The following is a 12546-nucleotide window of genomic DNA, read 5'->3' on the forward strand; positions in this document are numbered from 1 at the left end:
TTGCTTTCAGTACGTTGCGGAACCGATGTTCGGACAGGCAAAATGTGCTGTCCAATACAGCTTGATCAACGCTCCATAATCCAGTGTTATGACCACGCCCTCGCTCAGGATTCGTCAGATCGAAGCGTTTCGCGCGGTGATGCAGCGCCATACCGTCACACGCGCGGCACGCGATCTCCATATCTCGCAGCCGGCCGTGAGCCGGCTGATCGCCGATCTCGAGGACCGGATCGGCTTCGTGCTGTTCGAGCGGCAGCAGGGGCGTTTCACGCCGACCGCGCAGGCGCGCGTGCTGTACGAGGAGGTCGAACGCGCGTTCGTCGGGCTCGACCGCGTCGCGCAGGCCGCCGAGCAGATCCGCGCGATGCGGCGCGGCACGCTGCGCGTGGCCGGCTCGCCCGCCGTCGCGCTCGATCTGCTGCCCGAACTCGTCACGCGTTTCTCGCACGCGCATCCGGGGGTCGACATCACGCTGCTCGCGCACAGCGCGTCCACCGTCGTCGACAAGGTCGCGTCCGGGCAATGCGATGTGGGGCTGATCGCGGAACCCGTCCCGCACCCGGCGGTGCGTGGCGAGCGGCTCGCGGAAGCCGCGATGTGCTGCATCGTGCCGCGCGGGCACCGGCTCGCGCGCAAGCGCGTCGTGCAGCCGGCCGACCTGCGCGACGAAGCGTTCATCTCGTTTCCGCCGAGCTTCGAGGCGCGCAGCGCGATCGATCGCGTATTCGTGGAAGCCGGCGTGTCGCGCGTGCTGTCGATCGAGGCGCAACTGTCGCAGACGATCGTCGCGTTCGTCGCGAACGGCGCGGGCGTCGCGCTGATCGATCCGGTGACGGCCGCGTATGCGGGCCAGCGCGTGGCCGTCAAGCCGTTCGAGCCGGCCGTGCCCGATCACTTCTATCTGGTGACGTCCGCGTCGCAGCCGCTGTCGATGATCGGCGACGCGTTCTGCGCGGATTTGCGCGACGCGTTCGCCAGGATGCGGGAGCAGGGGGCCGGGTGATCCGGCCGGGAAGGAATGGCCGCGGCGGTCGCGCCGGGGGCGTCGGCGCACCCCGGCGCGCGACCGCTCAGGCGAGCGCCGTGTCGGCGGCCGCCACCGCGGCCGGGGGCGCCGCGGCAGCACCCGCCAGCCGCCGATAACGCGCGAGCGCCCACAGCGGGAAGTACGCGGTATAGCCGTGATACTTCAGGTAGAAGATGCGCGGGAAGCCCGGCGCATTGTGCGAGCGGTGCCACCAGAAGCCGTCTTCCTGCTGCACCGACTGCAGATACGCGATGCCGCGCTTCACCGAATCGGATTCGCAGTCGCCGAACGCCATCTGCGCGAGCAGCGCCCACGCGGTGCAGTTCGACGTGCTCTCGCCGCCGTTCGTGCCGGCCAGCGTCGGGTCGAGGTAGCTGTCGTTCGTCTCGCCCCAGCCGCCGTCCGCGTGCTGCCGCGCGCGCAGCCAGTCGAGCGCGCGGGCGATATAGGGCTGCGACTTGTCCTCGCCCGCGAGCGCGAGACCGGCCAGCACGCTCCACGTGCCATAGAGGTAGTTCGTGCCCCAGCGCCCCCACCAACTGCCGTCGGGCTGCTGCGTGCGCTTCACGTAGTCGATGCAGCGCGCGAGCGACGCGCGGTCTTCCGCGCGCTTCGTCACGCCGAAGCACAGCAGTACGCGGCCCGATACGTCCTCGGTGGGCGGGTCGAGCAGCGCGCCGTGATCGGCGAACGGGATCGCGTTCAGATACATGCGGTCGCAGTCGGCGTCGAACGCCGCGAAGCCGCCGTTGCGCGATTGCAGCCCGCGCATCCAGTCGAGCGCGCGTGCGACGCGCGGCGCGTACGGATTCGTGCCGTCCGCGTGGCGATGCGTGCGGCCGCGGCGATCGAGCATCGCGGTGACGAGCGCGCTGTCGTCGATGTCCGGGTAGTACGGGTTCGCGTACTGGAACGCCCAGCCGCCCGGTTCGACGTCGGCCGGGACGTTCTCGATCCAGTCGCCGCGCACGTCGTTCACCTGCCGCGCGGCCAGCCAGTCGTACGCGCGTGCGATGCGCTCGTCGAGTTCGCGCAGCGTGCCGGCAGCCGTCTCGCCGGTTTCCGGCGCCGCGACACCGCGCGCCTGCTCGAGCGCCATCGTGCTCCAGGCGGTATCCCAGACCGGCGACAGGCACGGCTGGCAATACACGCTGCCGTCCGGCCGCGTGACCAGCAGCTTTTCCAGCGCGTTTTCGCAATCGCGGCGTAGCGGATGGTCGTCCGGGTAGCCGAGCACCTGCATCATCTGGTAGCTGTAGACGATCGGCGGGAAGATGCCGCCGAGCCCGTCCTCGCCGTTCATCCGTTCCGCGCACCACGCTTGCGCATGCCGGATCGCGCGCTGCCGCAGGCGCTTCGGCATCAGCGGCTCGATATGCCGCACCGCGCGGTCGAGCGCGAGGAACAGCCGGCGCATGCCGCGCGCGGGCGGGAAGTAGCGGCGTTCCTGTTCCGGCGGCGTGACGAACAGCTCGCGGATCGAGACGTTGCGCGGATTGCGTGCACGCGCCTTCAGCGAGCACAGCACCAGCAGCGGCACCATCGTCGTGCGCGCCCAGTACGCGACCTTGTACATCGAGATCGGCACCCACTTCGGGAACAGCACGAATTCGATCGGCATGAACGGCGCCGCGCGCCACGGCACCTGGCCGAACGTCGCGAGCAGGATGCGGGTGAACACGTTCGAGCGCGCCGCGCCGCCGAGCTTCAGGATCGCGTCGCGCGCGCGGATCATGTGCGGCGCCTGTTCGCTGTCGCCGGCCGCCTTCAGCGCGAAGTACGCCTTCACGCTGCACGACACGTCCGGCGCGCCGTCGACGTACAGATCCCAGGCGCCGTGCGTGTCGAGCCGCTGGTTCGCACGCAGGTAGCGCGCCATCTTCTCCTGGCGCACGTCGTCGATCCGGTCCATGAAATGCATCATCAGGATGTATTCCGCGGTGATCGTCGCGTCGGATTCGAGTTCGAAACACCAGCTGCCGTCGGGCTGCTGAAGGCGCACGAGTGCGTCGCGTCCACGGGCGATGGCAGTGTCGAGCGTGGACCAGGGAGAGGGGGCCGATTTGTTCATGCGGCGGATCATACCATCCAGCCGGAATGTTTATCTCGAGACGTGCAGTGCTACCATCCGCACCATGAAAAAACGCCTCGAACCCGCGCCGCGCGACGTGTCCGCGCCCGTCGAACCGGCCGGAGCGCCCGATGCACGGGCCCCTGAAGGATCATCGGCGCCGCCGGCTGCCGCCGTGGCCGGCGTGCGGCGAAAAAAAGCGCCGGACCAGGTGCGCGCGCAATTGCTGGCGGCTGCATCGGAGATCGCGACGCATCACGGCGTGGCCGCATTGACGCTCGATGCGGTGGCCGAGCGTGCCGGCGTGACGAAAGGCGCGCTGCAATATCACTTCGCGAACAAGCAGGGGCTGCTGGATGCGCTGTTCGGGCAGGCGACCGAGCGGTTCGGCGCGCAGATGGCCGCGCGGATGGCGGTGGATTCCGGCGGCGACGGCGCGGCGGCGCGCGCGTATCTGCATGCGGTGCTCGATGCGGCCAATCCGGCCGCGAGTACCGACGTGCTGCGTGTGCTCGTCGCGTCGATGATCACCGAGCAGGACACGCGCGCGCGCTGGTCGGTGCCGATGCGAGAATGGACGCGACCCGACCCGGTGCCGCTCGAGCAGGCCGCGACGCTGATGATCTGCCGGCTCGCGGCCGACGGGTTGTGGATTTCCGAACTGCTCGACAGCATCGAGATATCGGCCGAATTGCGCGCGGAAATCGTCCGGCAGCTCGATGCGATGAGCAGGGGCGTGTTTCCGAAGTGATGCGGGGCACGGGATCGATGTCGTCAGGCGAGATTCTGTCGCGCGACGGCGGGGTTCGACGTGCCACGCGTATCGAGGTCGTGATGGCCGATCACGTTTGCCCGGGACTCAACCCCGCTCGGTTCGATCCCGCGGCAGCGCGTGCATGGGGCATGGCCTTTCGGACGCTGCCGACTGTTGACCCACGGGCGTGACCGCTCATCCTTGCCGCGGGTTGCGTTGATACCCGGCCCTGAGCGCGTCGACCACGAGCTCCACCGCCCGCGACGATTTGCGCCGGCTCGGGTAATAGACGTGATGCCCGACGAACGTCGGAAACCAGTCCTCCAGCACCCAGCCGAGCCGGCCGGCTTCGACGTGATGCGCGACCAGATCCTTCGGCACATATGCGAGCCCGAAGCCGGCGAGCGCCGCGTCGACCATCTGATAGACGTTGTTGAACGTCAACTGCCCTTCGACGCGAACCTGCAACTCGCGGCGTCCCTTGCTCAACTCCCACGATAGCAGCGCGTTTCTGGTCGGCAACCGCAGATTGATGCAGTTGTGTTGTGTCAGGTCCTGCGGCGTTTTCGTCGCGGGCCGGGACGCGAGGTAATCGGGAGAACCGATGATCGACATCGTCATGTCCGGCGCGATACGCTGCGCGACCATGTCCTTGGCGACCTGGTCGCCGAGCCGTATGCCGATGTCGTAGCGGCCCGCGATGAGGTCGGTCAGACCATAGTCGTTCACCAGCTCGACCTTGAGCGCCGGATACCGGCGCAGCAGCGGTTGCAGCCGTGGCCACACGTACTCGTTCGCCGCATAGTCGGTCGCGGTGATCCGGACGTTGCCGGCCGGCTGGTCCGTCATCGCGCGCAGCGATTCCAGTTCCACCTCGATTTCCTGAAAGCGTGGGGCGATCGATTCCAGCAACCGCTGGCCGGCCTCGGTCGGCGACACGCTGCGTGTCGTGCGCGTCAGCAGCGGAATGCCCATGCGCCCCTCCAGCGCGCGCACCGTTCGGCTCAACGCCGATTGAGACACGCCGAGTTGCGCGGCCGCCCGCGTGAAATTGCGCTCGCGCGCGACGGTCATGAACGCCGCCAGGTCGTTGAAGTCTTCCATTGATTCATGCACCACAGCATAGGCCTATGCCGATTTTGCCATCTAGTCGCATGAATCGCGAGTCATTAAAGTGGGATGGCTGGCCGCCGGAGCGATCCATGCGGCACCTTTTTCGGTAGAGGACGACATCATGGAACTGAAGCGCGCGGGCTCGCAGCCCTCGATCAAGGGCCCCGACGAATGGTTCACCGGCACGGTCCGGATCGACCCGCTGAACGCACCGCCGCCGCCGGCGCGCGTGTCGTGCGCCAGCGTGACGTTCGAGCCGGGCGCACGCACCGCATGGCACACGCATCCGCTCGGCCAGACGCTGCTCGTGACCGCCGGCTGTGGCTGGACGCAATGCGACGGCGAGCCGCGCGTCGAGATCCGCGCGGGCGACGTGATCTGGTGCCCGCCCGGTCACAAGCACTGGCACGGCGCGACGTCGACCACCGCGATGACCCATATCGCGATTCAGGAAGCGCTCGACGGCAAGAACGTCGACTGGCTGGACAAGGTGACGGACGAGCAATACCTCGGTAGCGGCGAACCGCAATGAACGCGCCCGCTGCCCTGACTCCGATGCCGGCTGGAGGTCGTTGGCCGCGTCGGTTGACGGGGCGAAAAGCGATGGACGCAACGTCAACTGGCCCGAACCCGTCACCGATGTGCAATACGGCGCACGGTGACGATCGCACGCGTCGCCCGTTGCGGTTCGTCGCCGCGACGGGCCTGGCGCTGCTCGCCGCCGCGTGCACTCACATGCAAAGGACCGACACCATGCAGGAACCCTTGTCTTCCCCCGATTTGAAAGCGGTCGCCCCGGCCTTCGAGCGATACACGACGCACACCGTGTTCGACGGCTTGTGGAAGCGGCCGCACCTGTCGCCGCGCGATCGCAGCATCGTGACGCTGTCGGTGCTGATCGCCCGCGGCCAGACCGTCGAGATGCCGCTGCATGTCCGCCTCGCGCTGGATCACGGCGTGAAGCCCGCGGAAATATCGGAAATGATCGCGCACCTGGCCTTTTACGCGGGATGGGCCAACGCGAGCGCCGCGTCGATCGTCGTCAAGCACGTCTATGACGAACGCGGCATCGGGCCCGATCAGCTTGCGCCGGCGGACGCCACGCCGCTGCCGCTGAACGAGGCGGCCGAGGCGCAGCGCGCACGGACGGTCGCGGAAAACTTCGGCGCCGTCGCGCCGGGCGTGGTCGAGTACACGACCGATGCGCTGTTTCGCGACCTGTGGCTTCGCCCGGGGCTCGCGCCGCGTGACCGCAGCCTGGTGACGGTGAGTGCGCTCGTCGCCAACGGCCAGGTGGCGCAGATCCCGTATCACCTGAACCGCGCGATGGACAACGGGCTCACGCAGGCCGAGGCATCCGAGGCGTTGACGCAACTGGCGTTCTACGCGGGATGGCCGAACGTCTTTTCGGCGATGCCCGTGTTCAAGGACGTGTTTTCACGGCGCGCGGCGTGACCTGCGCGCAACTGAAGAGAGGAACATCATGACCGGCAACATCGACGGCAAGGTCGTCGTTATTACGGGCGCGAGCAGCGGCCTCGGCGAAGAAACCGCGCGGCATCTGGCGCAACGTGGTGCGAAGCTGGTGCTCGGCGCGCGTCGCGTGGACCGGCTGGAGCGGCTCGCCGACGAAATCGGCGCGGGACGGCAAGCGATGCTCGAAACGGACGTCACCGAACGCGACGCAGTCCAGCGCCTGGTCGACCGCGCGGTCAACCTGCACGGCCGCATCGACGTGATGCTGAACAACGCGGGGCTGATGCCGAGCTCGATGCTCGAACGCCTGCACGTCGACGAATGGGACCGGATGATCGACGTCAACATCAAGGGCGTGCTGTATGGCATCGCCGCCGCGCTGCCGCACATGATCCGGCAGAAGGGCGGGCACATCATCAACGTGTCGTCCGTGGCCGGGCACAAGGTCGGCCCGGGCGGCGCCGTGTACGCGGCGACCAAGCATGCGGTGCGCGCGCTGACCGAAGGCTTGCGGCAGGAGGTCAAGCCGCACAACATCCGCACGACCATCCTGTCGCCGGGGGCGGTGGCGACCGAGCTGACCCGGACCATTACCGACCCGGACGTCGCGAAGGGCATGAGCCAGGTGTATCAGCAGGCCATCCCGGCATCGGCGTTCGCGCGCGCGGTGGAATACGCGATGAGCCAGCCCGACGACGTGGACATCAACGAAGTGCTGTTCCGGCCCACGAATCAGGCCTATTGAGTACGGCCGCGCGCATGCGGCCGTTGTCGAATGTCGGAGAAGAACGCTATGCCCCACATCATCGTCAAAGCGTGGCCCGGGAAAACCGAGGAGCAGAAGCAACGTCTGGCGGACGCCATCACACGCGACGTGATGACGATACTCGGTTATGGTCAGGAGTCCGTGTCAGTCGGCTTCGAGGAAATTCCCTCGGATAGGTGGAAGGAAGAAGTCTATCGTCCGGATATCGAGGCGCGTGCCGCAACGCTGTACAAAAAACCGGGCTACCGGATGTAAGCGCGCATCGCAGGCACGCCGGCTTTGACACAGATCGCTCTGCAAGTGCAAGTCCCCGTGCCGAAGCCACGATGAAGTGCGGCTGCGCCTATGTCGACGCGGCGCGCTCGTCGAGGTGTTGCCGGGGACTGGCGGCCCGAGCCGCTCGCCGCATCGCTCGCCGTCGCTCATCGGCGCAACCTTTCGCCGTGCGTGCGGGCTTTCATGGACTGGATCGGGGGCGTATTGGCGCCGTATCTGGATTAGCGGGGTAGGGGCGACGTGTCGGGGGATGTGGTCCGTTGGCGTTATGCAAACTTGCCGACATCCGCGGCTTCCTTGACGAATCGTCCGGTCGCCAGCAGCGCCTGTTCGATGTCAGCGACGATGGCCCGATTGTTGACCGGCGCGGTCACGCACCATCCCCAGAGATCGTCGTCGATTTCATAGTGGCCGCGGGCATACGACCAATAGCTGAAATAGCGGTCCTGCGACCCGGCGATCTGCGGGTCGTCGAGGCCGTCCGGATGCGCGAGCCGGACGGAATGCAGCGCATCCCGGAGCATGGCGGCGACGTCGGGAAAGTCGGCCGCACGATGGTCGTCGAGTATTTCGACCAGCAGATCGCTACCGTGATAAACCGGTCGAACCCGGAATCGAATCGTGTGGATCATCGCTCGGTTTTTTGTTGCGGAAACGCGTGGCGCGCGCACCGATCGTCTGGCGATGCCTGAACGAACGCCGCAATGGCTTCCACCACACCGCTTGCCAAAGGGAGATCCGGGTTCGAATACGCGGCAAGATTGTCGTCGAGCGTATCCGTGTGAACGGCCTTGAGCACGTGATTGGCATTCGCGACGATCGTCAGCCGGGCGCCTGGACTCGCGTCCTTCAACCGTTGCGCGTCCTGCACGCCCACCTGAATATCGCGCGCGCCCTGCACGATCAGCACCGGTTTCGCATACCCGGCCAGAAGGGCCGCCGGATCGATGGCCAGTTCGCTCATCAGGAACCGCTGAACCTGCGGCCTGAACAACGGCATCAGTGCAGGATCGATCGTGGCTGCGTCGACCGTCTTCCCGGCTTCGAGCGATTCGAGTATCGACATCGCGTTGCCCAGAACGGCGGCATTCGCGGGGTTCGACCGCAGTTGCTGCGTCAACACCTGTCCGAGCGGCCGCCCCGGCGTGGACACGAGGATCAGGCCGCGGATGTCGGCGGTTTGCCGCGCCGCCGACAACGCGACCCATCCTCCCTCGCTATGCCCCAGCACCCATACGCGGCGCGCACCGGTCCGCGCACGGATGGCCGCCACCCACGCGCGGACGTCTGCCGCGTAGTCGTCGATCGTGACGTCGTCCGCTTCCGCGATCGCCGAAGCGCTACCGTACATGCCGCGCTTGTCGATGCGAACCGACGCGATACCTTGGCCGAGCAATCCTTCGGCGAGCAACCGGTAAGTCGATGCCTGAAGGCCGTTTGGTCCGTTGCCGTTCCGGTCGGTCGGACCCGATCCCGGCACGATCAGCACCACCGGAGCATCGCCCGCCGCTGGAGACGACAGCGTGCCGCTCAGCGGGCCGACAGGCCCCGGTATTTCGATTTCCGTCTGCATCATGTGTGAATGACGTTCCTGATCCGTGTGGTGATGAACTTCGGGCACGGCATCAACGTACCGAATCCCGCGCCTCGCCAAGCACCCATTCCGCAAACGCCTGTACCGGCGCCGCGCTCAATTCGATCGGCTCGGGCAGCACGAGGCAGAAGTTTTTCGTCACCGCTTTGCCGTCCGGCCAGGGCGCGACCAGACGCCCTTGCTCAAGCTCGGCCCCGATGTAAAGGCGCGGCACCAGTGCGACACCGAGGCCGGCCAGCGCGGCCTCGATCAGCATCGAATGGAGATCGTATCGCGGGCCGACCGCCGAATTGGTCAGCACGATGCCGGCCTCCTGCGCATAGATCTGCCACGCATCCGGATTCTGCCGCCGGTGAAGGCGCGGGAGCGCATCCAGCGACGGGTTCGCGCCAGCGTCTTCGAGGAGCGACGGGCTGCAGACGGGCACCAGCACCTCTTCCAGCAGCGGATGCAGATGCATGCCGGCCCACGCCGGATGCGCGAAATGAATGGCTGCGTCGAATCCGCTGCCGGCCAGGAGGAACGGCTCCATCCGTTCGGCGATGTGCACGGTGATGGTCGGATGCCGATCCTGAAAGCGCTTCAGCCGGGGGATCAGCCAGCGGGTCGCGAAGGTCGGAATCGCGGCGATATCGAGACTCGCGCCTTCCACGGGCTGGCCCATCAGATACAGGCTGTCCCGTTCCAGCCGATCGAGAATCTCGCGCACCTGCACCGCGTATCGCGTGCCGTTGGGCGCCAGCCGCACGCGGTTGCCGACGCGCTCGAACAGCGTCACGCCCAGAAACGCCTCCAGCCGGCCGATCTGGCGACTGACGGCGCCCTCGGTGCGGGCCAGTTCGTCGGCGGCGCGGGCGAAACTGCCGTGTCGGGCCGCCGCCTCGAAGGCCAGGAGCGCGGAATTGCTCGGAATCTTGCGTCGCATCGGGATCGAGTTGGTGAGTGCGCTCGACGGCCTGCTTGATCAAATATCACTGAAGGCTGATTTTAAGTCGATATCTGCGCGGAAAACAGCAGATTAGCATTACGTCACTGCACTGAATATCCCGCATTCGAAGCCCAGGATGCACATCCGTCACGAAGGACAATCCGATGATCTACACCGTGGAATGCAGCTTCGCCGACCCTGCCAGCGAAGCCGAATGGAATGACTTCTACAGTGCCGACAAGCTGCCGGCCCTCATCTCGGTGACCGGCTTCCACACGTCGCAGCGTTTCAGGGCGGTAAGCGACGGCTGCCCCGTCTACCTGGCCATTCACACGATCGACGGCCTCGACGTGCTGACCGGAGACGAATATCGGCAGAAGGGCGGCGGCAATTTCGCGCGCTGGCAGCAACACATCACCGACTGGCACCGCAATCTCTACGGCGATATCGGTCGGGCACCGGCGGTCGATGCCGGCGAATTGCTCGCGCTGAGTGCCGGCGGGCCCGATCCGCTGATCGGGCTGGGCCTGAAGCCGCTGGCCATGCAAGCCGTGGCGCTGGCGCAGTGCCCGGCGCGTCGCTGGCTCGCGGTCCTGCCGCGCCGCGACGCCGCGCTTGCCGGGAACCTGCCGGCCGGCCTCGACCTGTATGCGCCGATGACGCCGCAACTGACGAAGCAGGCCCGCGATGCCTAACGTGACGTTCCATATCGATGCGGACCGCATGCCGCCCGATGCGCGCCTCGCCGAACTGTCCGCCGACTGCGTCGAACTCTGTACGGCGGTTCTCCAGGCAGAAGTCCGGAACGTCCACGTCATTTACGTGGCGGTCCGGCACGGATGCGGGCATCCGGTTTACGCGGAAATCCAGTATCGCGAGGCGTCGTGTCGCCCGCTCGCGGTCATGAGCGCGTTCATGGAAGCGCTGGATCGCGCGATCGTTCGCCGCACGGGCCTGACGGCGCGCATCCGTTGTTTCGGTCATGCCGCGCCGAACCTTCACGCCCGAAACTAGCCGCTGCGGAGAAGCAGGATGTCCAACGTTACGTTTCCCGGCCGGCGTGTCGGGGATTTCACGATCACCGCGATCAGCGACGGCTACCTCACGGCCAGCCTCGATTTCCTGTCGAATATCGACGTGTCCGACGCTACCGCGATGCAGCGCGCGGCCGGGCAGCACGAGCCGTCCGCCGTGCATATCAACTGCTACGTGGTGCGCGGTGCGGGCCGCACGATTCTCGTCGACGCCGGGGCCGGCGGCATCAGGCAATGGGGCGGCCGCCTGATGGACAATTTGCGGCTGGCCGGCATCGACGCTGCCGCGATCGACACCGTCCTGCTCACCCACGCCCATCCCGACCATGTCGGCGGGCTGCTCAATGCCGCCGGACAGGTTGCGTTTCCGAATGCGGAACTCGTCGCGCATCGACGCGAGGTCGGATTCTGGCGCGACGACGGCAACCTGAGCCGCGCAAGCGAGCGCGCCCGTGGCAATTTCCGGATCGCGCGTCACGCATTCGATGCGTACGGCGACGCGCTCCGGACCGTCGACGAAGGCGAGGTGCTCCCGGGGATCGCTGCGATATCCCTACCGGGACATACCGACGGACACACCGGCTACCTGCTCGAATCCGGCGATCGGGGCCTGCTCGTGTGGGGCGATATCGTGCATTTTCCGCACATCCAGATCGAACGACCGGACGTCGCGATCGCATTCGATCAGGATGCGTCGCAAGCGGCGACGACGCGTTCGCGGCTGCTGGATCGGGTCAGCTCGGAAGGGCTGCTGATCGCCGGCATGCATCTGGGCGAACCCGGCTTCGCGCGCATCAGGCGAACGCACGGCGAATACGGGCTGTTTTACGAGACCGACGCATGAGGCGATGCACGCGGACGTGCGTGGTCGATACCCGGTGTCCGCTTTGCAGGCTGCCGCTCGAGGAGGACAATCCAGCCTGGACCCTCGTCGGCGGTCGCACGTCATGGCCCCATTCCAGCCCGATGGACGGCATACCGTCACGCCGCGGATCGTCGTTGCGGATCCGCGCAACCTGATCGTCTTCATCCGCGCGGTGTTCGACGCGGAGGGCGGATTCCGTACCGGTTTGCCTGCCGAGATCCGGATCGGCCGCCGTCGTGGTGATCGGCGGCGCAGACGGCCTGCGCGGTCCGATGCCGGCGTTTTTGCACGTGTATGTCCAGGACACCGATTCGACTTGTGGGCGGGCGCTCGCGGCGCAAGCGATCCCGCTGGAAGCGCCCGCCGACATGCCGTACCGCGACCGGCGGCCGATGGTGAAGGCTGCGTGGAGAAAGGTCTGGCAGATCGCCACGCACCAGCGCGACCTGTCGATCGACGAGATTCGTTCCAGGCTCGGCGGCTGCCGGTAGCCGCGCTGCTGCCTCCTTCCCTCTGTCGCAATCGTCAAGATTCGCGTCGCGTGCGGATAAAAGCCGCCCGTTCCCCGCGCCGTTAACCCGTTCGCAGCCCCCGCGCCTCGTCTTGCGTCACGGCGCGCGTCGTTCGTGTTCCGGAATTCAC

Annotated in this window: 15 protein-coding genes and 1 pseudogene; 11 read left to right on the forward strand and 5 right to left on the reverse strand. The window is 66.9% G+C overall.

Features of this window, described 5'->3' with window-relative positions:
- The first annotated feature begins 88 nt into the window (after positions 1 to 88).
- On the forward strand, positions 89 to 1003 hold the full coding sequence (locus KU887_RS31180; protein ID WP_006497971.1) for a LysR substrate-binding domain-containing protein: 915 nt from the start codon (positions 89 to 91) through the stop codon (positions 1001 to 1003).
- 67 nt (positions 1004 to 1070) lie between these two features.
- Here KU887_RS31180 and shc read toward each other — a convergent pair whose 3' ends face one another.
- The gene (shc, locus tag KU887_RS31185; protein WP_080331942.1) at positions 1071 to 3110 is read right to left on the reverse strand and encodes a squalene--hopene cyclase; all 2040 of its coding nucleotides are present in this window, start codon (positions 3108 to 3110) and stop codon (positions 1071 to 1073) included.
- 52 nt (positions 3111 to 3162) lie between these two features.
- Here shc and KU887_RS31190 point away from each other — a divergent pair, with 52 nt between their 5' ends.
- Positions 3163 to 3849: a TetR/AcrR family transcriptional regulator gene (locus tag KU887_RS31190; protein ID WP_034203937.1), complete on the forward strand. Its 687-nt coding sequence runs from the start codon at positions 3163 to 3165 to the stop codon at positions 3847 to 3849.
- A 198-nt stretch (positions 3850 to 4047) separates the two neighbouring features.
- Here the strand turns inward: KU887_RS31190 and KU887_RS31195 are convergent, their stop codons facing one another.
- A complete protein-coding gene (locus KU887_RS31195) occupies positions 4048 to 4956 on the reverse strand; it encodes a LysR family transcriptional regulator (RefSeq protein WP_006497974.1) in 909 nt (302 codons plus the stop codon).
- A gap of 130 nt (positions 4957 to 5086) precedes the next feature.
- On the opposite strand from KU887_RS31195, the gene KU887_RS31200 reads away from it, so the two are divergent.
- From KU887_RS31200 to KU887_RS34620, 5 genes and pseudogenes are all read left to right on the forward strand, one after another.
- Entirely contained in the window at positions 5087 to 5497 is a 411-nt protein-coding gene (locus tag KU887_RS31200) for a cupin domain-containing protein (RefSeq protein WP_006497975.1), read from the forward strand.
- Positions 5494 to 6420, forward strand: a complete 927-nt coding sequence (locus KU887_RS31205; RefSeq protein ID WP_354142603.1) for a carboxymuconolactone decarboxylase family protein — start codon at positions 5494 to 5496, stop codon at positions 6418 to 6420. Before KU887_RS31200 ends, KU887_RS31205 begins: the two co-directional genes overlap by 4 nt.
- A 28-nt stretch (positions 6421 to 6448) precedes the next feature.
- Positions 6449 to 7186: an SDR family oxidoreductase gene (locus KU887_RS31210; RefSeq protein WP_258258730.1), complete on the forward strand. Its 738-nt coding sequence runs from the start codon at positions 6449 to 6451 to the stop codon at positions 7184 to 7186.
- A 48-nt stretch (positions 7187 to 7234) separates the two neighbouring features.
- Entirely contained in the window at positions 7235 to 7462 is a 228-nt protein-coding gene (locus KU887_RS31215; RefSeq protein ID WP_006483372.1) for a tautomerase family protein, read from the forward strand.
- Between the two features lie 100 nt (positions 7463 to 7562).
- Positions 7563 to 7708, forward strand: a pseudogene (locus tag KU887_RS34620) (LysR family transcriptional regulator); the annotation flags it as partial.
- A gap of 41 nt (positions 7709 to 7749) precedes the next feature.
- Here KU887_RS34620 and KU887_RS31220 read toward each other — a convergent pair.
- Genes KU887_RS31220 through KU887_RS31230 form a run of 3 tightly spaced genes read right to left on the reverse strand, consistent with a single transcriptional unit; the run spans position 7750 to position 10002 of the window.
- The gene (locus KU887_RS31220) at positions 7750 to 8115 is read right to left on the reverse strand and encodes a hypothetical protein (RefSeq protein ID WP_006483389.1); all 366 of its coding nucleotides are present in this window, start codon (positions 8113 to 8115) and stop codon (positions 7750 to 7752) included.
- Positions 8112 to 9059 (reverse strand): alpha/beta hydrolase, encoded by a 948-nt coding sequence (locus KU887_RS31225; protein WP_109343065.1) that lies wholly within the window; start codon positions 9057 to 9059, stop codon positions 8112 to 8114. Before KU887_RS31225 ends, KU887_RS31220 begins: the two co-directional genes overlap by 4 nt.
- 49 nt (positions 9060 to 9108) lie before the next feature.
- Entirely contained in the window at positions 9109 to 10002 is an 894-nt protein-coding gene (locus KU887_RS31230; RefSeq protein WP_006491561.1) for a LysR substrate-binding domain-containing protein, read from the reverse strand.
- A gap of 167 nt (positions 10003 to 10169) precedes the next feature.
- On the opposite strand from KU887_RS31230, the gene KU887_RS31235 reads away from it, so the two are divergent.
- The 4 genes from KU887_RS31235 to KU887_RS31250 all read left to right on the forward strand — a co-directional run bounded on the left by KU887_RS31235 (position 10170) and on the right by KU887_RS31250 (position 12395).
- Complete coding sequence (locus KU887_RS31235; RefSeq protein ID WP_006483378.1) at positions 10170 to 10700, forward strand: hypothetical protein; 531 nt, start codon at positions 10170 to 10172, stop codon at positions 10698 to 10700.
- The gene (locus KU887_RS31240; protein WP_006483371.1) at positions 10693 to 11019 is read left to right on the forward strand and encodes a hypothetical protein; all 327 of its coding nucleotides are present in this window, start codon (positions 10693 to 10695) and stop codon (positions 11017 to 11019) included. Before KU887_RS31235 ends, KU887_RS31240 begins: the two co-directional genes overlap by 8 nt.
- A gap of 18 nt (positions 11020 to 11037) precedes the next feature.
- Positions 11038 to 11883 carry an MBL fold metallo-hydrolase gene (locus KU887_RS31245; RefSeq protein ID WP_006483377.1) on the forward strand — a complete coding sequence of 282 codons (846 nt, stop codon included), beginning with the start codon at positions 11038 to 11040 and terminating at the stop codon, positions 11881 to 11883.
- A gap of 257 nt (positions 11884 to 12140) precedes the next feature.
- The gene (locus tag KU887_RS31250; RefSeq protein ID WP_258258734.1) at positions 12141 to 12395 is read left to right on the forward strand and encodes a glyoxalase; all 255 of its coding nucleotides are present in this window, start codon (positions 12141 to 12143) and stop codon (positions 12393 to 12395) included.
- Positions 12396 to 12546: the final 151 nt, after the last annotated feature.

It is taken from the genome of Burkholderia sp. EMB26 (genome assembly GCF_024730645.1).
Lineage (GTDB): Bacteria > Pseudomonadota > Gammaproteobacteria > Burkholderiales > Burkholderiaceae > Burkholderia > Burkholderia cenocepacia.